The following is a 25,775-nucleotide window of genomic DNA, read 5'->3' on the forward strand; positions in this document are numbered from 1 at the left end:
TTCATCCTCACTATTGCCAGTATCAATAATCGAATATTCAATGTTTGAATGAGTTTTCACTGCATACTCAAGCTATAGTCACTTACAGATTTAGCTTAGTGTCATGGCTCAGAACACTCACAAAGGATACTGTCGATGAATGATTTTATTTTGCACCACTATGACGCCTCTCCCTTTTCGGAAAAAATCCGCACCTTGTTAGGGCATAAAAACGCACACTATAAAGTAGTTAACATTCCAGTAATTATGCCTAAACCAGAGCTTGTGGCACTGACCGGTGGTTATCGTAAAACCCCTGTATTGCAGCGTGACAATCACATCTATTGTGACACACGTTTAATAGCTAGGGTGATTGATGAACAATTCTCTGCACAGAGTATTTTCCCCCTAGGGTTATCACTCACCGTCAATACTTTAGCTCAATGGGCTGACCAACATTTGTTTAGTGTTGCTGTGGCGCTGACTTTTTCTCCTGCAGGTTTTGAAGCGTTTCGTCAGCAGGTGCCTGAAAAATTTATCGAAGCCTTTATGAACGATCGAGCGAAAATGCGCGATGGTGGCAATGGTTTATCTATGGATGCACATACCGCGTTGCAGCTTATACCCATTTACCTGCAACAGATGGAGCAACAACTTAGCATTGGGGGCCCTTATATCTGTGGCGATCAGATCAGCATTGCAGATTTTTCAATTTATCACTGCCTGTGGTTTATTAATAATAACGCTGGCGTGAGTCCGTTATTGAAAGGTTATCCAAAACTGCATCAGTGGTTTGAAATTATAAAAGCTATTGGGCACGGCACACAAACCAGTATCGATGCAACAACCGCTATTGAGATTGCGGGCTCGGCACAGAAGATACTGTTTTCTAATGATGATTTTTTAGTGGTAAATGGCTTTACCTTTGGTCAGCGCGTCGAAATCATTCCCATTGACTATGGTATTACACCTGTAAACGGCGAATTAATCGTGTCTAAGAGGGATGAAATTGCGATCAAACGCATTGATGAAAAGGCGGGGGAGGCGTATGTACACTTTCCTCGCGTGGGCTATAAAATAGTCACAGCATAATCAGAGTGATAAATTCACCAACAGTGATATGCCTCTCATCCACTTAACACTGTTTAAAGAGAAAAATATGAAAGGTTTTACAGCAGCGCACGTGCCGGATCAAACAGGAAAAACAATGGTTGTGACGGGTGCAAATACAGGTTTAGGGTTTGAAACAGCAAAAGCCTTAGCGGGCAAAGGTGCAAGAGTATTACTCGGGTGTCGTTCTCAGTTGAAGGCGCAAGTGGCCAAAGATAGGATACTTGCTTCGTACCCTGAAGCAGACGTGGTTATTGTCGAATTGGATTTAGGGAGTTTGGTATCCATTCAAAAAGCGGCACAGCAAATTAATCAAGAACCCCGCTTGGATGTATTGATCAACAACGCAGGCATTATGGTGCCACCACTTGCATACACACAAGATGGTTTTGAATCACAATTTGGTATTAATCATTTAGGGCCATTTGCGTTAACGTCATTATTACTCGATAAAATCCGTGCCACAGCCAATGCCAGAATTGTGAGTACTGCTAGTATTGCCCATAGAAGAGGGAAAATTAACTTTGACGATATTAATGCCAACAAGTCTTATAGTGCTTGGGCGCGTTATGCTCAAAGTAAAATGGCAAATGTGTATTTTGGCTACGAACTTCAACGCCGTTTAAACGCCATAGGTGGTGACACTCTTTCCGTTGTGGCGCACCCGGGTATTGCCGATACAGAATTGCCTCGGTACATCCCGAAACCTTTTATGTTAATGATGCCTGTTTTAAAACTGTTTTTTAATTCGGCCGAACAAGGTGCTTGGCCAACCCTATGTGCCGCCACTATGGAGGGTGTAAAAGGTGGCGAATACTATGGACCGTCTCAGCGAGGAGAGATTGCGGGCCCGGCGATTAAAGTCAAGTCGAATCGGCGCGGTCACGACCTAGTTGTCGCAAAAAAATTATGGGATGTGTCTATTGAAATGACTGGCGTTGATCCAAAATTATAAGATGTATATAGGTTTGAAAATATCCAGTGAGTTGAACACTTCGACTCACTGGGATCTATTTCACTCACTATCATTCAGGTGAATACGCAATGGTATTAGGCGCATCCACTAGAAATGTGCCATTTTGCCGCGAGCACAGCTGAGCGTATTGATGTGAAAGGTTTATTTCAAAACCACAACAAAATTATTCTGTAATTTGCTGTTAAAGCCCAACATATGAAGCTTTTAAAAAGTCTTAAGTCATCGTACTTGAATTTGCACCTGAGTTGACTGACTCAGAACCCGTAAAGCATATGCAGACAATACAACCCAGTGATATTCATTTAGCCATTAATCCACTTTAGGATTTCATCATTAACGACATCTGGCTGTTCTCGGTGCAGGAAGTGGCCCGCATTATCAATGCAATTCCATTGATAATCTGCACTAGCTTCAAACAAATCAGCTGCTCTTGGCAACATTTCTTTTCTCATATCTTGTTGACCACATAGCACGCGTGTCGGTACTTTGATTTTGTCGTTAAGGCGCGCAAAGATGTGTACATAGCGAGGGTCACGATATTTTGGTTGGATCGCTGCTCTATAATATGAAAGCGTATCCTCAATACCTTGGTTTTGTAGCATTGGACCAATAACCTGTTCCACATGCTCCTCATCGTTGAAATTCGGTGACCAAAGTCGCCATAGGCAAGATAAAAATCGCCATTTTGACCAACGAATAAGACGTTCTGGTAACCACGGGAGTTGAAATAGAAACCAATGAAAAGAGCGAATACAATGACGAGAAGAACGTTTCAGCGTTCTATTGATTTCCACTGGATGTGGCACTGCCATAATCATTGCACGTGACACTTTATCTGGAAATGCAGCTAATACCCCATAACTGTTGGCTGCGCCCCCATCTTGCCCAACTAAAAATACCGGTTTACCTTGATTGAGTCCGTTAACCAAACCGATAATGTCTGTCGCTAGCGTCGCACCATCAAAATAGCTATTTGATTTTGCCTTAATCGGGGTGTATCCCCTTGTAAAAGGGGCGACCACTCTACAGCCAGCATGTAAGAGAAAACGAATTTGATGCTCCCACGAATAAGCATTGTCTGGGCAGCCATGAATTAATATATCCATTGGCCCTTCGCCAGCTTCAAGATAACAATACTCAGCATCGTTGATGTGAATGTATGTATGTTCGGTATAGTCAATGCACTTCGTGCCTGTTCGTTTGCCATGATTACACTGATCTATACTAACTTTTATCCTATCTTTTATGACATCATTCTCATTTGCTCTTAAGAAACTGTTAATAAGTTTACATTTCCTAAAAAAATAAGTTTCCCCTAGCATTTTTGGCAAGTTCCCAGCTTTATTGTGGCTATTTCAAACTGAGACACTACGAATTTATTATATGCCTATTGACTCACGCTAAATGACAAACATCGACAAACATCGACAAACATATAACAATCTGACCGTCGATTATTACGATAAGCTTGCCGTTAAAGATAAGGTTAGTCGTGGCAGTTGAGTGATTGAACTCACTGCGTCCATCTGTCTTTCATTTTGATCATGATATGTGTAAATCAGCGTTCATCTTAAAATGTAAAGCTTCACTTAGGTCTTCTATTTTGTTTGTTCGATTAAGTGAATCGTTTGTTTACATATCTTTTTACACTTTGTTAACTAAACTATGAAAGAACTTTAATTCTCTGGCTTAATGCCCAATGAGTATTGTTGGGGGAGGGTAAGTTATGAAGGATCCCGATCGTCTATATTAGTGAGTATTTTTAGCCGTTAGAGGGATTTACTGAGTCGTCTATCAACAGACGAGTCATTTCGGTCTAGTATGGAGTAATAAAAAAATGAAAAAACAATACGTCTTTGTAAAATCAACCATAGCTGGTCTTGTCAGTATTGTCTTGATGACAGGCAGTGCCGTTGCTGACACTGCTGAAATGAGCAAACCCAAAGGAGCTATGGGAACGAGTAATACGCAAGTAAGTCAACCAAAAACCAATCAATTTTGGTGGCCAGATCAACTAGATTTATCTGCTCTTAGAGATCACGATGCTAAATCTAATCCTTATGGTGCTGAGTTTGATTATGCTAAGGCATTTAGCAAACTGGATTTAGATGCGGCAAAAAAAGATATCGATGCATTACTCACCACGTCACAAGACTGGTGGCCTTCTGATTTTGGTAACTATGGGCCATTTTTTATTCGTATGACCTGGCATAGTGCAGGTACGTATCGCACCATAGATGGTCGTGGGGGGGCAGGAGGAGGCCAGCAAAGATTTGAACCACTGAATAGCTGGCCTGATAACGGTAACCTAGACAAAGCAAGACGTCTTTTATGGCCAGTCAAGCAAAAATACGGTGAGGCGCTTTCATGGTCAGATTTAATAGTACTGGCCGGAAATGTCGCCTTAGATAATATGGGGTTTAAAACCTATGGTTTTGCTGGTGGCCGAGCCGATGACTGGGAGCCTGATTTGGTCTATTGGGGCCCAGAGATAGAAATGTTGGCCAGTGATCGTGAAGACACAGACGGTAAATTACAACGGCCACTGGGTGCCACACACATGGGACTGATTTATGTAAACCCAGAAGGCCCAAAAGGCAAACCTGATCCCATAGGCTCCGCCAAAAATATCCGTTTGGCATTTGCACGTATGGCGATGAATGATGAAGAAACTTTGGCGCTTATTGCGGGTGGTCATACCTTTGGAAAAATGCACGGTGCACGCAAGCCTGCCGACTGTTTAGGGCCAGAGCCTGCCGCAGCAGCTATTGAAGTTCAAGGCCTAGGTTGGATAAATAAATGTGGCAAGGGTCACTCTGAAGATACCACTACCAGTGGGCTAGAAGGTGCATGGAGTCAAGCTCCCACACGGTGGACATCGTTGTATTTGAGTAACTTATTGAACTTTGAATGGAAGCAAACTCGCAGCCCTGCAGGTGCCATTCAGTGGATACCTACTGATGAATCGATGCAAAACGTGGTACCTGATGCGCACATTAAAGGTAAGTTTAATGCACCTGTTATGACCACTGCAGATTTGGCGTTGAAGTTTGACCCAGACTACAAAAAAATTGCTGAGCGCTTTTTGGCCGATCCAGAAGAGTATCGCTTAGCTTTTGCAAAAGCTTGGTACAAGCTCACTCACAGAGATATGGGACCACCGCGTAATTTCCTCGGAAACGATGTGCCCAAAGATATACAGATTTGGCAAGATCCGATATCACCAGACACGCAATCAAATATTGATGCTGAGACTGTGAATAGGCTTAAAGCTAAGATCCTTGATTCAGGACTGTCTGCTGCAGAATTAGTTCGCGTGGCATGGGCATCTGCTGCAAGTTATCGTGACGCAGATATGCGAGGTGGAGCTAACGGAGCACGTATCGCTGTTGCCCCGCAAAAGGATTGGGAAGTCAATAATCCTGCTGAAGTTATAAAAGTGTTGAATGTTTTAAAGAATATTCAAGACGATGCCTCTAGTGGCCTTTTTAATCGTGACAAAGTGTCACTGGCTGATCTGATTGTGCTGGGTGGAGCTGGCGCTATCGAGAAAGCAGCAAAAGACGCTGGGTTTGATGTGATGGTGCCCTTTACTCCAGGTAGAGGTGATGCAACCCAAGCGCAAACTGATGTGAACTCATTTAGCTTGCTTGAGCTAAATTCAGATGGTTTCCGCAACTACTTTAAGCCTTCGGCTAGTTACAAGTCGCCCACAGAAATGTTGGTTGATAAAGCTGACCAGTTAGACTTGACGGTACCAGAAATGACAGTTTTAGTCGGTGGTTTACGAGCCATGAACGCTAATCATAGTCAAGCCGTGCATGGTGTGCTGACCAGTAAACCCGGCACATTAAGCAATGATTTTTTTGTGAACTTACTTGATATGTCAACCGTATGGAAAAAATCTGAAACTGACGGTGTATATCAAGGTGTAGACCGTAAAACGGGGCAACCTAAATGGACTGCCACCTCTGTGGATTTAATCTTTGGCTCTAACTCAGAGCTTCGAGCTGTGGCAGAGGTATACGCTTTTGACACCTCTAAACAAAAATTTGTAGAAGATTTTGTTAAAGCATGGACTAAGGTAATGAATCTAGACAGATAATATAGGTTTGCATAACATTAAGTTGCTGTTAAGGGATTAACCGCAGCTTAATGCAATTCATAATCAGATTATTAATGCCAATCAATCAATATTTCTAATTTTTCTTGCTTGTCGTCTAACCCACACATTTCATCGTAAGGCGTGTTTTGTTTTAACCATACTTGTTCAAAATGTTTATTCTTTAAATGTTGTTTTATCTCGTTAAGACAATGAAATGTCATGGGGCTACTGCTAGGATCTCGAACAAGATGGTGTTGGTCTTGCTCCCCTACTGCCGCTAGATAAGTCCCGCCTTCAATTGATTCAATGTATAATTTCATTCAATAATCCTCAGTTGGTTATTTTTTAAACGAACAGCGCGACGATTAAGATCATCAATCCAAACAACTATTAAAAATTTGAGATACAAAATTAAAATTTGCATACTGCTCTTCCTGATTGTGTGTTGTGTTCAAGCGGTGATGCACAAAGTGTGGCTGAGCCTTAAATAGTAGCGTTGGTTGATAAACACTTGCATCAAGAAAAAGCCATGTAGTGGAAAATGGATACTGGTGACGGGCCAAGTAAATAAACTGATGATAGCCCCACCAAAATCAAAGGTGAGTGTTGATGTGTCGATGCCCATATCTGCATCACATGTCAATTGTGATGAAGTAATATTGCTTATTAAACCATTACTTGAAATGTTGGTCGCGACTAAAAAGCAGCTATGGCAGCCAAAACTTGATAAAAACTTTCTCATTATATTTTAACAATTAGGGATATAATAATCAGTGGGCTGCAAGCTGCGAGCTACAAGTTTTCAGATGAGGAATAGATATGTCGGGTGAGACGGATTTAGGTAAATTGATTGGTACAATGCAGCCTGTTTTGGGTGAGCCTGAATATGTGTTCGCTACATTAGATAAACATAGCTCCGTTTCTTTGACGGCGTTAGCGCCTCTTGGTACTTTTCATGAGGAAGAAGGGCTAACCGTAATAGTGTCAAAAACTCATGCCGATGTATCAGGTCTTGCTTATCAAGGCGTATTTCAATGTATTACCTTAAACGTCCATTCAAGCCTTGATGCTGTTGGACTAACGGCAGCGGTGTCGACTGCATTAGCCCTTCACGGTATCAGCGCCAATGTGGTGGCTGCTTATTATCACGACCATATATTTGTGCCAACAGAAAAGGCGGCTCAAGCGTTGTCTTGCCTTAATGACTTGGCGAGAGATATGGTGTTTTAATTGCACAAAACCGCTAGATTGAGCAGGCTGCTGATTTATAATGTCCCTATCACCCCTTCTCGGCGTTTGTCAGCTGCACCTTCTAGGGTGCCATCTGGTTTACGTAAAATGACACTTAAACCTGAGTTTTCACCTCGAGATGCATCTACATTTAGACCAAAGTCTTGTAAGGCTTTGATTAAAGTGTCGGGGGCAGCATCTTTTTCTAGTCGCACTTTTTCGCCCCGAGCCACCAAGTTGGGAAGATCTACTGCTTCTTGTGGGCTCAACCCCCAGTCAAATACACCCACTAATGTTTTGGCGGTATAGGCGATAATATTGTTTCCACCAGGGGAGCCAGTTGCCATCAAAAATTGCCCTTTATTGTCTAACACTATGGTGGGTGACATGGACGAACGAGGCTTTTTGTTTGGCGCTACTGCATTGACAATAGGTAAGCCTTTATCATCGGTGTGTTGAAAGGAAAAGTCAGTTAATTCGTTATTCAAAAACATGCCTCCCACCATACGAGTGGTGCCAAATATACTCTCAACTGTTGCCGTCATTGACACTACGTCACCTTGGGCATCAACAATGACAAAGTGAGTGGTACCGTGCACGTCTTGAGTGGCATCTATTCCATTGACTTGGGTGGAACTGGTGGTGTTGTATTCCCAAGGATCACCGGCAAAAATAGACGCCATGGCCGAGTCTTTCGAAATCAGTGCTGCCCGCTTTGCAAGATAGACAGGGTGTAATAGCCCATTGAGAGGCACATCAATTTGTCTCGTATCAGCGACATACTGATCTCTGTCGGCATAGGCCAGTTGTTGAGCTTGAGCAAATAGCGCCCAATTAAGTGGGTCTTCAGTGCCTTTTTCTGAGAATCCATGGCTGTTTTCTAATATACCTAAAATCATACCCACTGCTACCCATGAAGACGGCGGGGGAGCGCCACAAACCTGCACATCTTTATAGGGCTGACATAAAGCGTAATGTTTGACCGCTTGGTAACCGGCTATATCTTCTACTGTCAGTCTGCCAGCACGAGGAGGACGCTGCACCATCTCAGCAATTTGCGCCGCAATAGGGCCCTTATAAAATGCTGACACATCTGCGGCAATCGATTTTAAGGTGTTGGCATAGTCTGGATTTTTTAATATATGGCCCACTGGATGCGGTTGGCCATTGTCAGCAAAAAAATATTCATGGGCCTCGGTGGGACCCTCTTCTAGGGTAGCTGGAATATATTTTCCATAGCGCTGTAACATGCCATATAAACGAGGCGAAATATTAAAGCCGTCTGTTGCCAACTGGGAGGCACGCTTAAACAGTGAACTCCATTCTAATAAACCTTGGTCCTCATGGGCAAGTGATAACATGGCCAACACACCGGGGACACCTGTCGATAAACCGCTGTTTTTAGCATCAAGAAAACCCATAGGTTTATTGTCTGCATCCAAAAACATATCTGCAGTAGCCGCGGCAGGAGCCGTTTCTCGGCCATCAAATACAGAGATTGCATTTTCTGAGGCATCAAAGTGCACCATAAATCCACCACCGGCTAATCCAGAACTTTGTGGCTCAACTAAACTCAGTACCGCTTCGATAGCGATAGCTGCATCAACAGCAGAGCCGCCAGCTCTTAATATTTCTAATCCCGCCTCAGTGGCGTGGGGATTGGCGGTAACCACCATCACAGGTGATGGTTTTACTGCAGTGGGTGTTTTTTCACTAGCAGATGCCGTAAGGCTGGCGAAGATAAACAGACACAAAAAACGGTATGGATGCATAAGGTGTGACCTTTTATAAATGAAAGAATGATTACTGCTATTGTCGCTAGGGAGCACAACAGTGTTTACGTTGGGACCCTAGAAAGTATTGCATTGGATTTTACCGAGATATACCTTATTTACAAATTAATCCATCACCACCATCACACCTGTTTGGATCAACAAACATTAAAGAATGATAAACTATTCATTATCACTGGTTGATCTTTGAGTGCTTCAACTTATGCATAAAATTATTAAACGTTTGTACAAACTGATTAAATAAATTATTGAGGAAGTATTTTTATGAAACATAACGACACCTATGCAATAGGTAAAGACGGCGTCAAATGGGGCCCAGTAGAACGAACCCAGTGGTTGGCTCTACAACATGTTAAACGTTCTTATTCTGATGATGTACTGAGTCAATTAGACGCACTGGGAAGTCAGTTTGATATTAAAGAATACGCACGTTTGGATTATGCATCAGGTGCGCTTCCGGTATTTTCATTGAGTAGCTTGACTTGGGATAAGTCAAAACCCAATGTGTTAATAACCGGTGGTGTGCATGGTTATGAAACCAGTGGTGTGCATGGTGCATTACGTTTTGCTGGATCTGCAGCCCATGAATATCACCAAAGATTTAACCTTTTGATTGTGCCTTGCGTCAGTCCCTGGGGTTACGAAACGATTAACCGTTGGAATCCAAACGCTGTCGATCCTAATCGGTCATTCTGTAAAAATAGCCCTGCACCAGAGTCTGCTGCTTTGATGGAATTGGTTTCAGGTTTAGCATTTATTATGCACATAGATTTACATGAAACCACAGATACCGATAACTCTGAATTTAGGCCGGCCTTGGGTGCACGAGATGCGGTAGAGCACAAAGAATGGGCCATCCCAGATGGTTTTTATGCAGTGGGTGATACCTTAAAACCTTGCCCTGAATTTCAGAAAGCCATCATTGAGACTGTTGAAAAAGTTACCCATATTGCTCCAGCTGATGAAAGTGGAAGGCTTATTGGTGAGACTTTGCAGCAAAAGGGCGTGATTAATTATGCAACTAAAGCGTTAGGTTTATGTGCAGGTTTAACCAATGCCAGATTTGTGAGTACCACAGAAGTGTATCCAGATAGTCCAAAAGTAGATGCTGAAAACTGCATACAAGCCCAAGTTTCTGCCATAATAGGTGCGTTGAATTTTGTTGATGAAAATGAGTCTTAGACGAATGAATGCTGTCTGGTGTTTTAACCTAATTATGGTGTTAACTAATATAAGGGATTGATATGATTAAACAAATTTGTACGATGTGGGTGTTTTTTTTGTTTTTTAGTAGTTGTGCTAATTACGAGTACCCTAGCCAAGTGACCACCGGCGATAAGATGATTGAAGTGACAGGTCAGAGTTTGGAAGGCAATTCAGTGGTTATTCCGCGAGATTTTGCCGGACAAGAAACTTTACTGCTATTTGGTTATAAACAAAATTCACAATTTGATATTGACCGCTGGTTAATTGGTTTAGATATGACAAAAACTAACGTCGCGGCTTATGAAATACCGACGATCCAAGGTATGTTACCACGTATGTTTAGCGGTTTTATCGATGGTGGTATGCGTAAAGGTATTCCTAAAAATTTATGGAAAGGAGTGGTCACAGTATATGAAGACGGCGATAAAGTGCAGCGTTTTACTGGCAATCTAAACCCTAACAATGCCCGCGTTATGTTGCTCGACAAACAAGGGAATATTGTTTATTTCTATGACCGAGGGTTTTCTGTTGCAGCGTTGAACGAGGTCCGTAGTCTATTAACTCAGTAGTTTCGCTAGTGATGATGGATAGTGAATAAGACGTTTTTATATTTTAACCAAGTTACAAGGTCACCTCTACAGGCTATGTGCAAGCTAAAGTCTAGAGAGGTAGTCAATAATGCTCCCTATCACTATTTGCGGAGCTTCGCTGGTTGTGAAAGTAAAGCAAAGTGATCGCCCTGTAGATGAAAATTTGTATCTTGACTAACCTATAAAAATGTCCACACTGCTCAACCTCGAAAATACCGCTTATTAACGACAAACAGGTCCCCATGATGCAAACAGAAATTAGCTATCGGTTTGAAAGAGCACAATTAGCCAATCGATTTTTAAACGAACTCAAACACTGGACAGTAGCAGACGTGAAAGCCAAATTATTTAACGGCTCAGACTCCGTCAAGATCACCTATGAGTTTGACACAAAGGGTTTTGATTATACGTGTTCAGAATTAGATGATCTGGCTAATAAGTACGGGGGTAAGGAGCTGTAGTTTCATGCAGTTTCATGCAAATGTCATGTGAATTCAAGCCAGTTAAAATAGTGTGGGTAGCACTCAAATGTTTATTTCCCAAGAACAACACTGGACTAATTCTGACTGTCGTCAATAAGCGCTCTACGGACAGCCAGCTCCAGATAATCTAAGCGAAGAATATCAAGTAGTGATAGCAAATAGACCCAGTCACTTAAATGACGAATCCTCGAGCTATTATTCCCACAAAGTCTAACACCGCCTCAGAAAAAGCCGTTCATCATTATAAGCAATATGTAGAGCTAGTTTTCACAACAGCGGGAAGCTATTGTTCTAAATTATGTAAAAACAGTTAATTAATAGACGAAAAATAGCCGACATTCACTTCTTTAAGGATATAAGATAGAGAAAACATGAGGCAAGATATATTTTCATTTAATGAAAAATGTCGTTTTATTTTACCTATACTTTCCATTATCAAGTCCCGCTCTTGTACAGCGTATCAGTGGTTAAAACATTGGCCTATCAGATGAACTGCTAATAATGAAGTGGCATAGTTAATTTGGCCACCTAACTAGAGATGTTATGCTATTTGCATAGCAAGATTAGGTGCCAAAGATGAGCAAAAGAACAAGACGGACTTTTAGTCCTGAATTTAGATTGGAAACAGCACAACTGGTTGTTGATCAAAGTTACACTCACGACGAAGCCGCTAAGGCAATGGGGGTTGGTTTTTCAACGATAGGAAAGTGGGTAAAACAACTTCAACAAGAACGTAAAGGCGTGAGAGTTGAGCAAACCCCAATGACGCCTGACCAGCTAGAAATAAAGGATTTAAAGAAGAAGCTTGCGCGAGCTGAGCTTGAGAAGGAAATATTAAAAAAGGCTACCGCTCTGTTGATGTCGGACTCCATGAACAACTCTCTCTAGTAGAGAAACTGAGTCAGAGTGATGAACGCCGTTATTCGATAAAAGTGCTATGTGAGGTATTTGGAGTCCACCGCAGCACCTACAAATATTGGCTTGGGCGAGATAGACGCTTATCACCAGAGGTCGCTAAATTGTACGGCCAGGTGAAAGAAGTGCATCGGCAAAGCAACGGCTCAGCGGGCGCAAGAACGATAGCGATTATGGCAACCGACAATGGTTTCCCTTTATCTCGTTATCGTGCCAGTAATATCATGAAGAAGTTGAATTTAGTCAGTTGCCAACTACCGCAACATGCCTACAAGAAGGCGACTAAAGAGCATGTGGCTATCCCGAACATATTGGATAGGCAATTTGCCGTCATTGAGCCTAATCAATTGTGGTGCGGCGATGTGACGTATATTTGGACAGGCAACCGATGGGCTTACTTAGCGGTCGTCATGGATTTATTTGCAAGAAAACCCGTTGGTTGGGCGATGAGTCATTCGCCTGATAGTAATTTAACCTGTCAGGCGTTGACCATGGCATTTGAAAGTCGTGGAAGACCTAAAGAGGTGATGTACCATAGCGATCAAGGAAGTCACTACACAAGTCGCCAATTTAGGCAGCTAGTATGGCGATATCGATTAACGCAAAGTATGAGCCGACGAGGAAACTGCTGGGATAATAGTCCAATGGAACGCTTTTTTAGAAGCTTAAAAACAGAATGGATACCAACAACTGGCTATTGTAGTTTTAGTGAAGCTAAGCACGGTATCAATGATTATATTATTGGCTATTACAGTGAGTTTAGGCCGCATTCATATAATGGTGGATTGACACCAAATGAATCGGAATATCGGTATCGAAAATACTACAAACCCGTGGCCAAAATGACTTGACCACTTCAGTATTAAGGTCTTTTCTTTCTTGGCAAAGATTATAGAGAACCTTCCATGATTAAAAAAGACCTGTTACTTGGAGCGGGAGGTTTCATTGGTTCTCATATTGTTGATTCATTAAAAGAAGAAGTATTCTGGGTGAAAGGCGTGGACCTAAAATATCCTGACTTTAAGCCAAGCAGTGCGGGGTATTTATTTCCTGGAGATAATGATGCAGACATTAATGCATCATTCTGCGCTCATTAATCTTCATGCACTTGAGTGTTGCCGGTTACATAAAATCCCTAAAATATTCTATGCCCCTTCAACTTGTGTTTATCCTAAATATAATCAGTTCGACCCAGAAAGCCCTACCTGTGAAGAGAGTACAGTCACTGGTGGTGTTGGAACCGATATGTTTAAGTTTGAGTTAGTGTTGGGAGCAGCTAGAACTGATGGTATTATATAAATGAACGTTGGTGTTACTAACGCTGTTGTGAATGGTTCAGTTGCCTTAGGTATCGAAGGTACGTCTATCAATGTAGCCTCTGAATAAGGCTATACTGAGGCAGTTCTTCAACTTGTTAGTTACAGCGATCAACCATGCAGCTATTACCAGTTGCTGAAAATGCAGAAGTTGGTAAAATCATTGGCGTAATTGTTAATGGTAGCGGTGCAGTTACTATTGCGGGTAAAGGCGCATAAGTCGCGGCACAGCCATAATAACCAGATAAGTTACCTCAACTGGTATTGTGTTGCCAACTAATGTTACAGATACGTCAACTTTGGCAAAAGCAGTCACTTCTGTTGAAGCTGCGGCACTCTTCGAGCACGACTCATCAAGCTACATATTTAAATCTGATGGTATAGATGGTGTTGCGGTCATCGACCTTTTGGTCGAACTTAAAGGTGTTAATTTGACTGGCGGTTGGACACTAGATAGTGGAAACATCTCTAATATTGCTTAATAAGAGATAATATTATTACGATAAACAGAAGCCAGCCAGAATTGGATGGCTTCACTTTTTAGAGGATTGATGATGAAGGTTTTCAAAGTTTTTAATGACCAAGAATTAGCAGCATTAAATAAACTAATTGATACTAGTAAACTAGTGGATGGTGCGGCGACAGCAAAAGGCGCCGCAGTACAGAAGAAAAACAACCTCCAAATCACTTCTGGTAATCCAGATTATGCAAAAATAAGCCCCTTTGTTTCCAAAGCTTTAATGAACCCTCAAATAAAGGCTTACACGTTTATGCAAAAGCTGTTGTCACCAAGGGTGGCTGTGTACCGTGAGGGTGGGCATTATGATTGGCATGTAGATACGTCTATAATGGATCTCCACCGAGCAGATCTCAGCTTTACTATATTCCTTAATTCTGCCGACGAGTATGAGGGGGGAGAGCTAGAATTAAAACTCAACGGAGCTAAAGCCAAAATGAAAGGAAAACCTGGTGAAGCAATTTTTTACGCATCCGGTGTAGAGCATCAAGTATCCCCAGTGAGTAGTGGCGAGCGTCGGGTCGTTGTTGGTTGGATTCGCTCTAATATTAAGTTGCATGAACATCGGGAACGTCTGTACGGCTTGAATTTGGAGGTTTCGGACATCAGAAGTAAATTTGGCGTCGAAGCTGCAGATCCACTAAATACGCTTTACCATCAATTTGTAAGAGATTATGCCGACTAATGTGCATCGCAACTGACATCTTAGCTGGTGATATTAAATCAGTTTTACAGGCAGCTGAAATTGATTTTTCGGGGGAGGTTTTTTTCAACTTACTGGGTTAACGCTCCGTGGGTGAGCGCTTTTCTCAGGTGGCAGCAGAACAAACCGCGATCAAATCGGATCCTTTAGCATTACGTCCCCTTCTTGCTGTTATACAGTTAGTAGGATTAGGCCTGCGTAATCTAGCCGTAAAGACACTCAATGAAATTAGTAGTGTTACAAATTAAGATTTTCCATCATGGAAAAGTGATTTCTTTAGCGCGACAAATATGTTCTTGGGAAACTCCCTCAGCTTTAAAAGTCAAACAATACTAGATGAAGCCTTCATTAGAAAGACAGCGTTCATTGAAGTCTCGCATTTGATTAATATGGCTACAGCAGTTGAAACGCCCGGTTTTAAAAATGTTTACTTACCTGGACTGCGCCTTTCTTTGATTTCATCGAAGTTAGATAATATGAAAATTGTGAGCCTCAAAAAAGCGCTGTCCGCGAGCTATTCTAAAAACAATCTAGTAGCTTCGATTAGTAAACTCGATTTTCGGTTGTTAGGAAATGGAGCGAGAAAAGTTTCTAACGGACTTCGTCGTGATGCTGAGCGGATTAGACTATTTATAAATGAGGGATATTCAAAATATTCTGAACCTATTGGAGTGCACTCAAAGTACACTTTAATAGCGCAACTTCCCCTATGCAAAGGGTTTATTTTTTAGTGAAAGCAATGATTTATTTCATACATTTTATGTTGCGTTACTTGATCTTTTTGGGAGTGAAGCTCGCAAGCATGCACTTAATACAGTAGGTAAAACGAAATAAGACTATACAAGCATTATCGACAGGGCAGGAAAAAACACGGGCACACAAACACCAGTCGCTGACTTATGCGCAAAGACTTAAACGGGTTTTTAACATCGACATTGAAACCTGTGAGCAATGCGGTGGTGGGAGGTTATAGCGAGCATTGACAAATCGGCAGGAAAGCCAATTTGCACAGCGCATGCTGCCCGCAAAGGTTAGGCACAGGGATGTGCCTAATGCACATCCATTAGTGATCCAAAATATACTCAGTCACCTGAATACAAAAAATGACGAAGTCGTCGAATTATTGCCCCCACAAAGCAGAGCGCCGCCTGAGATAAGTCTGTTTGAATAAAAGTAGTTCATCATCATAAGCAAAACTGGTTTGCACAACAGCGGGAGGCGCTTTGTTGTGGTTGAATTAACCGGACACTTCAATAAAGGATTATAATCCTGTTAATTGAGGTGAATATGACTAAACGAACAAATAAACATTATCCCGCAGAATTTAAACAAGAAGCGGTCGCTCTGGTAATAGAGCAAGACTATCCAATCGTACAAGCTGCTGCATCTTTAGGTGTGACAGACAAACTACTTTACAACTGGGTAGCTAAGCATAAGAAACAGGCACTAGGTGATGCATTATCTGGTGATGAACGGGCAGAGTTAATTCAGCTCAGGAAAGATAGTAAACGTCTACAAATGGAGCGTGAAATCCTAAAAAAGGCCAGTGCCTTCTTCGCGAAAGAAATGAAGTAAGATATTCTTTTATAAGTGAGCTTGATGCGAAGTATCCGGTGTCAGTTGCTTGTAAAGTGATGGAAGTGAGTTCGTCAGCATACTACGCATGGCTAAAAAAACCTGGTGAACTCATTAGCGCTCAAACGCTAAGACTGTATCGACGAGCCAAAGCATTATTCAAGGCAAGTCGAAACAGTTTAGGCAGCAGAGAGCTTGCTAAAGCACTACGCAAAGAAGGCTTTGAAATAACGCGGTATCGCGCCATTAAGTTAATGGAACGGCTTAAATTAGTTGTGACTCAGCGAATAGCTTATAAAGTGACAACCAAGCGCAAACACAGTGATGCTGTGGCTGACAACTTGCTAAATATGAATTTCAATCCTGTTGGACCCAATCAAATTTGGGCGGGTGATGTGTCCTATTTAAAGACTGGTGAGGGCTGGTTATATCTAGCAATTGTCATGGATTTGTACTCACGCCGTATTGTGGGCTGGCATATATCAAAACGCATGACGCGTGATTTGGTCGAGCAAGCGCTGACAAAGGCTCATAATTTACGCAAGCCAGGCAAAGGTTTGGTGTTTCACAGTGACAGAGGCTCTCAGTACACGAGTAAAGGCTTTAGAAATCTACTGTCGCGATTAGAGTGTCGAGCTAGTATGGGGGATGTTGGAGCTTGCTGGGATAATGCTGTTGTGGAGCGCTTCTTTGGAAGTTTAAAGCATGATTGGTTGTTTAAAGTACCGCAGACCACTCGAACACATATGCGAGAAGATGTCGCTAGGTACATGAAATATTATAATGTTGAGCGACTACATTCAGCTAATTTGGATCAATCGCCAATTGAATTTGAAAACTCCTTTAGAAAAGTGTCCGGTTGGACTTGACCAGAACACTTGTCTTGAATTCTCAATTAAGTAGAAACAGTTGATTAATAAACGAAAAATAACCTACTTTCACTCTCTCAAGAATATAAAAGAGAGGTAAATATGGAAAATATGGAAAATATAAGGCACAATGAAATTTTATTATAAGTAAAATAACGTTTTATTTTACTTATACTTACAAAATTTGTTACAGCCTGAATGAAACGGTTTCTTCTACCTACATTTAAACATTGCAGAGTCACTTTTTTCGCTGCTATTTTTATTTGTGCTTCGCTAATTATAAGCCCTGCTAGTGCAGAGCTATCCCCTAAGTCCCACGAGAGCCGCGACCTTCTCGATATAATTGATGACGGTGTTATTCGCGTTGCCATGCTTAAGACAGACGAGCTCCCCTTCTTCTACCATAATGCTGACCAAAAACTTGTGGGTATAGATATCGACCTACTCGAGTTAATAGAAAAAGAGCTCAATATAAAGGTAGAGCTTATCAGAACGGCAACCACTTTTGATGGTGTGGTTGAACTCGTCGCTCGTGGCGAAGCAGACTTAGCGTTGAGTATGCTGAGCGTCACCATAAATCGCGCCAAACGCATTTCCTTTACAAGGCCATACGCATTAAATAACTTTGCACTAGTGGTTAATCGTGTTGCAGAATCTCGGGGAAAAAAATCCAATAAAGGCGAGGATTTTTTCAATCGAGCTGAAATAAAGCTTGGTGTCCAAATGGACTCAAGTTATGAATCTTTTGCTCGTCGAAAATACCCGAAAGCAACACTGGTTCAGATTGCTAATTTTAGTGACATTGCTAACGCTGTTGCAGAAGGACAGATCGATGCAGCAATAAGCGCTAAGCTGTCGCTTGAACCTCTTTTCAAAAAGGATACAAAACTTAATTTCAAACTTAGAACTGTTGTCTTTCACGATGAACCTGACCTAATGGCTGCAGTCGTTCACCCAACAAGTCATCATCTGCTGAATTGGATGAATACCTTTCTCCACATCAATGAGATTGTCGGGACAATGGACTCAATCAAAAATCAACACGGTGTTTCACTAAAACAGACTAATCAAAAATGAACGTGATTAACATTCTCCGTAGTGTTCTAAAAAACCCATTCACTGTTCTAGGATCAGCGGGGTTAGGCCTATATTGTGGTGCGAATTTCCCCGAGTTCACGGCGCTGGTCAGCCCCTTTGGCATCATCTTTCTGTCGATGCTGCAAATGGTGTCATTGCCTATTATTCTTTGCGCGGTTATATCCGGTTTAGGCTCCCTACTTTACTCAGGGCTGGCCAGAGAAACCATGCGTCGATTTACGATGATCCTTATCTTCGCGCCCCTTTTTGCCGCCGCCATTGGCCTTTTCAGCGGTGTTATATTTGAACCGGGTGTGGATCTACCGCCTGATGCCGAGAGTACTTTCGGAGAAATGATGATAAATGATTCTTATTCGAGTGACTCAACAGAAGTAACAGACAGTAGCTTTTGGTCCTTCGCTCAGCAGATCGTAACAGAAAATATTTTTGTCTCACTGGTTGATGGTCGCCCTCTTCAAGTACTGTTCTTTTCGATTCTTATTGGCATTGCCTTAGGGCTTGAAAAAAAGAAGAGCAATGAAACGGCTCTCGCTATCATTGAGGCCGTGTTCGAAGCGCTACTAAAGATAATCAATTGGCTAATTTACTTTCTCCCCTTCGGTTTATTTGCACTGCTGGCCGCTCAAGCAGAAAATATCAATCTAACAAGCTTACTAGCCATGTTAAACCTCGCTGCAGTATACGCAGGCGGTTGCCTATTATTGTTTATCACTTGTAATATTCTCATCGTACAGCGAACCGGCGTTAGCTATAGCACAGCGCTAAGTGCCTTCAGAGAAGCAATACTTGTGTCTGCAAGTTCAGCAAACTCTTTTGCTGCACTGCCTTCAGCCTTAAGAGGTATGCAACACACTTTAAAGCTGGATAGAAGAACGACGGACCTGATGACACCATTGTCTCTAAACCTTCTCCCTCTCGCCACCATCATTTATTTTTCTGTTGCAGCACTTTTTATCGCGCAAATATCGGCAATCGAATTAACCCTTATCGAATACATCACATTGTTTTTTGGTTCCATATTAGCTGGTTTAGCAGCAGCATCTCTTCCCTCTGCGGCGGGGGTTGCAGTGATTGCCATTGTACTGGAACCACTGGGGTTACCGGTTGAAGTTGCCATAGTGCTACTTATTGCCATCGACCCCATACTCGATCCCATCAACGCAGCAGTTGATACCCACGTCGCTTGTACTGTCGCGACACTCGTCGCAGATCCGCCAACAAAAGATATCGAGTAAGATGAGATAAGATTTTAGCCTAATATATTTAGTGATTTTCTGAGGCTCAATATAAGTAATAAGAAGGTACTTATATTTAAATTTTTCAGCCAACAGAAGTGTTACGTTCACACCCTCCAAGGTAATGATCACGCCGATAAAAACTTCGTTCGGATTTAGACGAGCGGTCTGCCAAATTAGAAAGATCGAAAAAAATACGTTCCAATATTTTCCTGGTAAAGCGCTGCAAAGCAATAAGCTCCAAAACCCTAAAGGAAGCCCAAAAAAATGTTTGATGTGAATTCAACTGGTTACACAAAGGCAGCCGCAACATTTATTAAACCTCACAAATCAATCTTAAAAGGGTGCGCATTTACTAAACAGCAGTTGCACGCTGGCCATTGGTGCCTATTGTGCTAGGGAGCTGATGGCACATTTTCGGCGCATCGCGGATCATTCACTGGATTGTTTCTCAATACATTGGCGACATGCTAGACCAAGAAACGCATCGGATAATCAGGCAAATCTACATTTTTTGCTACCAAGCCTAATATATTCACACTGCTTTTACTCTGCGCTTTCGGTGTCCCTGTGGTTGTCTTTCATTTTTAGGCCTCTTCTTATTTCGTTTATTCAGTTTGATGCAATATTTTTCAATACAATCGCTTAATTGGCTGCAGATGTTAGATTCTGTAGACATGTCAACATATCAAAATGTTGCCATAAACATAGTCATTTTTTTCAAGCAAAAAAAGTGAAGGTAATTTGCAGAGCATTAAGCAACCCATGGTTTGGGCTGCTTATGATAAGGTCTAATCGTTGCTGTGCAAGCTAGCGTTTAGGCCGCCCCATTTAGATGGACCAGCTACTACTGCTTCAACTACACCTGTTTGGCTGTTACGGCGATATAATAGGCTATGCATACCTGATAATTGACGAGCAGCTACTACTTCACCATCTGGTGTGGTGACTTTAGTGCCAGCCGTTACATACAAGCCTGCTTCAACGATACAGTCATCGCCTAAAGAGATACCAATACCTGCGTTGGCGCCAACCATGCTGTTCTTACCAATAGCATTGATAGATTTACCCCCACCGGATAAGGTACCCATTGTAGAAGCCCCGCCACCAATATCAGAGCCATCACCTACCACAACTCCTTGTGAAATACGGCCTTCAATCATAGAGCTGCCTAAAGTGCCAGCGTTGAAGTTAACAAAACCTTCGTGCATCACCGTGGTGCCAGACGCTAAATGTGCGCCCATACGGACTCGGTCTGCATCACCAATACGCACACCCTCTGGGATAACGTAATCAACCATTCTTGGGAATTTGTCAATGGAAGTAACAGCTAAGTGATGAGCTTCAGTGGCAATCAACTCTCTTAATGCTTCTACTTTGCTGGGTAGTACTGGACCTGCTGAGGTCCATGCAACATTCGTCAATAGCCCAAATACACCTTCAAGGTTAATACTGTTGGGTTGTACTGCACATTCTGATAACAAATGCAGGCGCAAATAGGCGTCTTCAGCAGACTGTGGTGTGGCGTCTATATCGAGGCTAATTTCGACAAACTCACCTTTTATCAAGCCCACTTTACTGGCTAAGCAGTGACGCTCAATGTGTTTATTGCTGCGAGGAAACCAAACATCTAAGGTTTTGCCACTTTCCACATCGATATATCGATGTCCATTACGGGTGATTGTCATTGTTACATCCTTAATAGGGATTTTGATTATATGGTTATTATCGCGCGAATTACGCTAAATCGCAGCCTGTATTTGTTTATAGGTTATGCCAAATTAGGCCAACGTTACTTTTGCTATAAGGATATTTCTAGTTTAGCGTCTGGATTGCCTAATTCTGTGATCTGTTGGCTAACTGGGAAGTTGTGTAAATCGAATTCGATGCCTCTACTATCTGGATTTCCCCCTGTTTTATCAAAGAAACAAAATGTGAGTATTTGACTAAATGAATGGGTCTGCCACACATAACAGCGATCAAATCCGCTATGCATGAGGGCATAATCTTGCTGGCCTTTCACCCATTTTGAACTTCTTGAAATATTACGCTTTTGAAAATATTCTAGCCCCAAAGGGAGTAATTCACCTTTAGCTTGCAGCTCATCAATAAATTTATCTAAGGGAATGTCACCCTTTTTTTGTCCACTTAAGTCATAAGCTTGTTGCATCGTTAAGGGGGACCCAAATTTTTTAACGGCTGCATTGAGTGTTTGTGCATGTATGGGCGCTATGCTCATATAGGCATCTTGCAGATAATAAGTGGCTGTAATTTGTTGGATAAAACCGTTGTGTTTATCAAAGTACAGCTCTACTTTTTGCTCAAGACGAGTATTTTCATATGGCTGATAAAAGCTAAACTTGATTTTATTACTAACACCTCCTCCACGAATGTTACCCAATTGACCACCTTGTTCATCAAGGTTTATCGCTTGTTGTAATACGTTGTCACCAATTTTCACCTCTTTTATTGACAGCACAGTGGCAACTGTTTGACTTGTGTCATCCAAAGGTAAAACGTTTGATTTGTTAAAGCGCTCCAGACCACGCAATGTTTCAAAAGGATGAGACTGCGATTGCGCCCAAGCCAAGGACGTTGCCAAGGTAGTCACCAAACCACTTATTAACGCGAAACGTTTACCCACTTTTGTTCACTCCTGATTGATAAAATATCGCGGATTTTATGATACCGCTATGTGTTTCGTATCGTTGAAGTCTACGCTATTCAAGCTAATCAAGCATAACGACGCAACCGTTTACATTTTTTAATGTTTTTAGCATGATTTATTTTGCTAATCTATGACACATATTATAAGTCCATTTGAAGTTGAATTTCTTGATGTCTCACTTTTTTCGTCACATATTTTTTTTAAAAAGTCGGGTTGTTATACGTTTAGGTTTGACGAGTTTGGTCCTTTTGTCATTGCCGGTACATGCTAAATACACCGATATTTTTACACGGCACCAAATCGATCTAAGTTTTAATGTTAATCAACCCGTATTGATTGCTGACTTGTTACCCCAAGCCGGTGCAGAGCTTGTGGTGGTTGGTGTGGATGACAAGCAACAACGTATGTTAGCCATTTATTTTTTTGATACCCAAAGCAACACTTACATCCAACAAGACAAGATCAATATTGCAGATAATGTGTTTGCCTACGATGTGGGTGAGCCTCAGCAAGATGGTCTGCAGCGTTTGTACCTTTTAGACAAATCTATGGTGTATCATTACGTGCCTGGCCATTTATCACACAAAGCAGTATGGATGCAAAGCGAGACGGTCTCATCGATGTACCTCAGTGATAATGCTGAATCGTTTAGGGAGATGGACTTTGTCCGAGACATTAATAACGATAGTCTTGATGACATTATGCTACCGCATTTTGAACAGCTCAATTTATGGTTGTCAGATTGCTGTGGCCTAAGGCACCCGCAACGCTTACCTATTGCTGCACGGATTGAAATGAATCAAAGTAGCGTCAGTTATGACGACCAAGAACTGTATTTTCAAGATATGGACTTAGACGGGAAAACAGACTTGGTGACGGTAGAGCAAGGTCAGTTGAATGTTTTTGCACAAAATGACAACATGCAATTTTCACTCATTCCCACAAAGATTCAAATAGATAAATCTATTTATGCTGTCGATTGGTGGGACATGAAAGGTCCAGATGGGCAGGAAATGGATCAAAGTGATATTCAACATCGTGTTGTAAAAGCCATTGATGACCTCAATGGAGATGGGATCCCAGACATTGCTTTGCAGTTTACGAAAAGCTCTGGTGTGTTAGATAAAACCATCGATTTTGAGTTTTTTTATGGAGCGTTAAAAGAAGGGAAATTAAGTTATGCTGAACAAGCCAGTACAAATATCACCTCTGAAGATACCTTATCTAACCTCATGTTTTTAGACCGAGATATGGACGGTAAACAAGAAGTGTCGGTGTCGTCTTTTGATATTGGTATCTCTCAAATAGTAGGGGCTTTGTTATCTGGCAGCATCGACCAAGATGTGTTGATTTTCTCTATGAATGAAAATAATCAATTCGGTAAAAAGCCCCTTGTCAGTCAAGAAGTACAAATTACTTTTAGCTTATCTTCGGGCACACGAGGTCAACCTTTGATTAAAATGATCGATATCAATGGCGATGCGGTGAAAGACATAGTGTATTCAGACGGTGATGATTTGATCCGAACTTTGCTCGCCACACCTGATCAGAAAAAGCCATACGCAAAGCGTTCACTTCGTCAGAAACTGCCGATGCCCAAAAACCCCTCAAACGCCACAGCAGATGACCTTAATCGTGATGGAAAGATGGACGTAGTGTTACATCATGGTCCTGCAGACAGCCCGGATTTATTGAAGCGCGTCATGGTGTTGATGGCGAATTAACGAACCCACAGGTGAGGCGAGTCATTGAAGACAAGTTATGAGATGCTCACCCAAGGGTTACTCACACAACTTCCCCGAGTCAACTACTCCAGGTGAATAGTTACCTTTGAGGTCAGTTGAAAGATGTTGGTGGGCGGTTTAGGCGTAAGTTTTTCCTGATGAACTGGGCTGCGATACGCCTCAGTCACTTTAGTTAATCTACAATCTCTTTTGGAACAACACTCATAGCCCATTGTGACGCAGTAATTAGTGCAGGTAACATGCGTTTAAAAACTTTTTATCTCCTCCTTCTTATGCACATTGTTTATCATTTTTCAGTCATTGGAGTCCATAGACAAAATTTGTTACTTACTTAGATATCATTGTGGCGAATAAACTTGATATCATACCCTTAGGTTTTTTAATGTTTCAAATCAAGATGATTTGAGTGTCGATATAATTGAACCAACAGAATACACTGTTGGCCTTAGGTTTTAATGAAAATACCAAAAAGATTACAACCACTTGTCGATGATGGCCTGATAGACACAGTCTTATATCAGCTTATGAGTGGAAAAGAGGCCACCGTTTATGCGGTGCAGTGCGGGTCTGAAGTGCGTTGTGCCAAAGTGTATAAAGAGGCAATGAAACGCAGCTTTAAAAAAGCTGCGCAATATCAGGAGGGGCGTAAGGTCAGGAACACGCGACGTGCTCGTGCTATGGAGAAAGGGTCTAAGTTTGGCCGTAAGCAACAAGAAGACGCGTGGCAAAATACAGAAGTAGACGCTTTATTTACATTGGCCAAGGCTGGGGTTCGAGTACCTGAACCTTACGGTTGTTATGAAGGCGTGTTGCTGATGGAATTGGTGACAGATGACAACGGCGAGGTCGCACCCAGACTCAACGATGTCTCTATGTCAGCAGAGCAAGCCATTGAAGATCACGCTTTAGTGATGATCTATGCGATGCGTATGTTATGTGTGGGTTTGATACACGGTGACTTATCAGAGTTTAATGTGCTGGTGGACGACTATGGTCCGGTGATCATTGATTTACCTCAAGTGGTGGATGCGGCTGCAAATAACAATGCATTCAGTATGTTACAGCGTGATGTGCGAAATATGAGTGAATATTATGGACAGTTCGCCCCTGAATTAACCCGCACCTTTTATGCTGAAGAAATGTGGGCATTATTTGAAGCGGGTGAGTTAACGCCTGAGACAGAATTAACGGGGCACTATGAACTACCTGATGATGACGCAGACGTAGACTCGGTATTAGAAGAAATCAAAGCCGCCTTTGCCGAAGAGCAAGAGCGTATCGAAAGGGTCAAAGAAGCAAACGAGCCGCTTTAATTGCCTTAGGGGAAATGACAAGCGCTTAGCCTGTCACTTCTTAAATCTGATAAAACATTAAGCGCCATTTACTTGTCCTGATGTAATCGACTGTTTGAGAACAAAAAGTGACATTTCATCGACCCGCACAGCCGTTTACAGACGGTGGTAGGATGCGCTTTTCTAGCCGTTAAGTGTCAAATACGCGCTGAAAGCAGGTATCTAAGAGCGTCCTAGTTTGTTGAGGCAATAATTCGACGCCTTCGTATTCTTTGTATTCAGGTGACTGAGTATCTTTTGGATCACCAATGGATGTTAATTAGATACATCCCCGTGCATATCGGCCTTGCTGTCGATTTGTCGATGCTCGA

25 protein-coding genes are annotated in these 25,775 nt (G+C 42.0%); 19 read left to right on the forward strand and 6 right to left on the reverse strand.

Translation table 11 applies throughout. The annotated features are described in order from the left end of the window. Window positions 1–135: 135 nt before the first annotated feature. Window positions 136–1,071 (forward strand): glutathione S-transferase family protein, encoded by a 936-nt coding sequence (locus Q0Y52_RS09385; RefSeq protein WP_297820898.1) that lies wholly within the window; start codon window positions 136–138, stop codon window positions 1,069–1,071. Between the two features lie 67 nt (window positions 1,072–1,138). Continuing rightward, the gene (locus tag Q0Y52_RS09390) at window positions 1,139–2,044 is read left to right on the forward strand and encodes an oxidoreductase (protein ID WP_297820900.1); all 906 of its coding nucleotides are present in this window, start codon (window positions 1,139–1,141) and stop codon (window positions 2,042–2,044) included. A 323-nt stretch (window positions 2,045–2,367) separates the two neighbouring features. On the opposite strand, the gene Q0Y52_RS09395 is transcribed toward Q0Y52_RS09390, so the two are convergent. Continuing rightward, on the reverse strand, window positions 2,368–3,171 hold the full coding sequence (locus Q0Y52_RS09395; protein WP_297820902.1) for an alpha/beta hydrolase: 804 nt from the start codon (window positions 3,169–3,171) through the stop codon (window positions 2,368–2,370). Window positions 3,172–3,902: 731 nt separating this feature from the next. On the opposite strand from Q0Y52_RS09395, the gene katG reads away from it, so the two are divergent. After that, window positions 3,903–6,170: a catalase/peroxidase HPI gene (gene katG, locus Q0Y52_RS09400; RefSeq protein WP_297820904.1), complete on the forward strand. Its 2,268-nt coding sequence runs from the start codon at window positions 3,903–3,905 to the stop codon at window positions 6,168–6,170. 71 nt (window positions 6,171–6,241) lie between these two features. Here katG and Q0Y52_RS09405 read toward each other — a convergent pair whose 3' ends face one another. Beyond that, window positions 6,242–6,490: a DUF6482 family protein gene (locus Q0Y52_RS09405; protein WP_297820906.1), complete on the reverse strand. Its 249-nt coding sequence runs from the start codon at window positions 6,488–6,490 to the stop codon at window positions 6,242–6,244. A 131-nt stretch (window positions 6,491–6,621) separates the two neighbouring features. Continuing rightward, a complete protein-coding gene (locus tag Q0Y52_RS09410; RefSeq protein ID WP_297820908.1) occupies window positions 6,622–6,912 on the reverse strand; it encodes a hypothetical protein in 291 nt (96 codons plus the stop codon). A 77-nt stretch (window positions 6,913–6,989) separates the two neighbouring features. On the opposite strand from Q0Y52_RS09410, the gene Q0Y52_RS09415 reads away from it, so the two are divergent. Then, window positions 6,990–7,400 carry an ACT domain-containing protein gene (locus tag Q0Y52_RS09415; protein ID WP_297820910.1) on the forward strand — a complete coding sequence of 137 codons (411 nt, stop codon included), beginning with the start codon at window positions 6,990–6,992 and terminating at the stop codon, window positions 7,398–7,400. 35 nt (window positions 7,401–7,435) lie between these two features. On the opposite strand, the gene Q0Y52_RS09420 is transcribed toward Q0Y52_RS09415, so the two are convergent. Then, on the reverse strand, window positions 7,436–9,172 hold the full coding sequence (locus Q0Y52_RS09420; protein WP_297820912.1) for a gamma-glutamyltransferase family protein: 1,737 nt from the start codon (window positions 9,170–9,172) through the stop codon (window positions 7,436–7,438). Between the two features lie 285 nt (window positions 9,173–9,457). Here Q0Y52_RS09420 and Q0Y52_RS09425 point away from each other — a divergent pair, with 285 nt between their 5' ends. From Q0Y52_RS09425 to Q0Y52_RS09485, 13 genes are all read left to right on the forward strand, one after another. Then, window positions 9,458–10,375 (forward strand): M14 family metallocarboxypeptidase, encoded by a 918-nt coding sequence (locus Q0Y52_RS09425; protein ID WP_297820914.1) that lies wholly within the window; start codon window positions 9,458–9,460, stop codon window positions 10,373–10,375. 62 nt (window positions 10,376–10,437) lie between these two features. Then, complete coding sequence (locus Q0Y52_RS09430) at window positions 10,438–10,968, forward strand: hypothetical protein (protein ID WP_297820916.1); 531 nt, start codon at window positions 10,438–10,440, stop codon at window positions 10,966–10,968. A 266-nt stretch (window positions 10,969–11,234) separates the two neighbouring features. Then, window positions 11,235–11,450 (forward strand): hypothetical protein, encoded by a 216-nt coding sequence (locus tag Q0Y52_RS09435; RefSeq protein WP_297821503.1) that lies wholly within the window; start codon window positions 11,235–11,237, stop codon window positions 11,448–11,450. Window positions 11,451–12,047: 597 nt separating this feature from the next. Continuing rightward, window positions 12,048–13,237, forward strand: a protein-coding gene (locus tag Q0Y52_RS09440; RefSeq protein WP_297817896.1) for an IS3 family transposase whose coding sequence is annotated in 2 segments (ribosomal slippage) — window positions 12,048–12,306 and window positions 12,306–13,237 — 1,191 coding nt in all. Because the reading frame shifts where the segments join, the coding sequence is not laid out codon by codon here. 54 nt (window positions 13,238–13,291) lie between these two features. Continuing rightward, window positions 13,292–13,483: a hypothetical protein gene (locus tag Q0Y52_RS09445; protein WP_297820918.1), complete on the forward strand. Its 192-nt coding sequence runs from the start codon at window positions 13,292–13,294 to the stop codon at window positions 13,481–13,483. Beyond that, window positions 13,461–13,685, forward strand: coding sequence for a hypothetical protein (locus tag Q0Y52_RS09450; RefSeq protein WP_297820920.1), 225 nt, complete (start codon window positions 13,461–13,463; stop codon window positions 13,683–13,685). Before Q0Y52_RS09445 ends, Q0Y52_RS09450 begins: the two co-directional genes overlap by 23 nt. A gap of 286 nt (window positions 13,686–13,971) precedes the next feature. Then, window positions 13,972–14,184: a hypothetical protein gene (locus Q0Y52_RS09455; RefSeq protein WP_297820922.1), complete on the forward strand. Its 213-nt coding sequence runs from the start codon at window positions 13,972–13,974 to the stop codon at window positions 14,182–14,184. Window positions 14,185–14,256: 72 nt separating this feature from the next. Continuing rightward, complete coding sequence (locus tag Q0Y52_RS09460; protein WP_297820924.1) at window positions 14,257–14,904, forward strand: Fe2+-dependent dioxygenase; 648 nt, start codon at window positions 14,257–14,259, stop codon at window positions 14,902–14,904. Between the two features lie 308 nt (window positions 14,905–15,212). Beyond that, complete coding sequence (locus Q0Y52_RS09465; protein WP_297820926.1) at window positions 15,213–15,653, forward strand: hypothetical protein; 441 nt, start codon at window positions 15,213–15,215, stop codon at window positions 15,651–15,653. A gap of 248 nt (window positions 15,654–15,901) precedes the next feature. Then, window positions 15,902–16,093 (forward strand): hypothetical protein, encoded by a 192-nt coding sequence (locus tag Q0Y52_RS09470; protein ID WP_297820928.1) that lies wholly within the window; start codon window positions 15,902–15,904, stop codon window positions 16,091–16,093. Window positions 16,094–16,209: 116 nt separating this feature from the next. Next, window positions 16,210–17,366, forward strand: a protein-coding gene (locus Q0Y52_RS09475) for an IS3 family transposase (protein ID WP_297817445.1) whose coding sequence is annotated in 2 segments (ribosomal slippage) — window positions 16,210–16,456 and window positions 16,456–17,366 — 1,158 coding nt in all. Because the reading frame shifts where the segments join, the coding sequence is not laid out codon by codon here. A gap of 198 nt (window positions 17,367–17,564) precedes the next feature. Next, window positions 17,565–18,443 (forward strand): ABC transporter substrate-binding protein, encoded by an 879-nt coding sequence (locus Q0Y52_RS09480; RefSeq protein ID WP_297820930.1) that lies wholly within the window; start codon window positions 17,565–17,567, stop codon window positions 18,441–18,443. 2 nt (window positions 18,444–18,445) lie between these two features. Beyond that, window positions 18,446–19,699, forward strand: a complete 1,254-nt coding sequence (locus Q0Y52_RS09485; RefSeq protein WP_297820932.1) for a cation:dicarboxylase symporter family transporter — start codon at window positions 18,446–18,448, stop codon at window positions 19,697–19,699. Between the two features lie 791 nt (window positions 19,700–20,490). Here the strand turns inward: Q0Y52_RS09485 and Q0Y52_RS09490 are convergent. After that, window positions 20,491–21,387 (reverse strand): tetrahydrodipicolinate N-succinyltransferase N-terminal domain-containing protein, encoded by an 897-nt coding sequence (locus Q0Y52_RS09490; protein ID WP_297820934.1) that lies wholly within the window; start codon window positions 21,385–21,387, stop codon window positions 20,491–20,493. Window positions 21,388–21,500: 113 nt separating this feature from the next. Continuing rightward, the gene (locus tag Q0Y52_RS09495; protein ID WP_297820936.1) at window positions 21,501–22,343 is read right to left on the reverse strand and encodes a hypothetical protein; all 843 of its coding nucleotides are present in this window, start codon (window positions 22,341–22,343) and stop codon (window positions 21,501–21,503) included. Between the two features lie 263 nt (window positions 22,344–22,606). Here Q0Y52_RS09495 and Q0Y52_RS09500 point away from each other — a divergent pair, with 263 nt between their 5' ends. Further along, window positions 22,607–24,091 (forward strand): VCBS repeat-containing protein, encoded by a 1,485-nt coding sequence (locus tag Q0Y52_RS09500; protein WP_297820938.1) that lies wholly within the window; start codon window positions 22,607–22,609, stop codon window positions 24,089–24,091. Window positions 24,092–24,567: 476 nt separating this feature from the next. Next, complete coding sequence (locus Q0Y52_RS09505; protein WP_297820940.1) at window positions 24,568–25,425, forward strand: PA4780 family RIO1-like protein kinase; 858 nt, start codon at window positions 24,568–24,570, stop codon at window positions 25,423–25,425. The last annotated feature ends 350 nt before the right edge of the window (window positions 25,426–25,775 follow it).

It is taken from the genome of uncultured Paraglaciecola sp. (assembly GCF_943787955.1).
GTDB lineage: Bacteria > Pseudomonadota > Gammaproteobacteria > Enterobacterales > Alteromonadaceae > Paraglaciecola.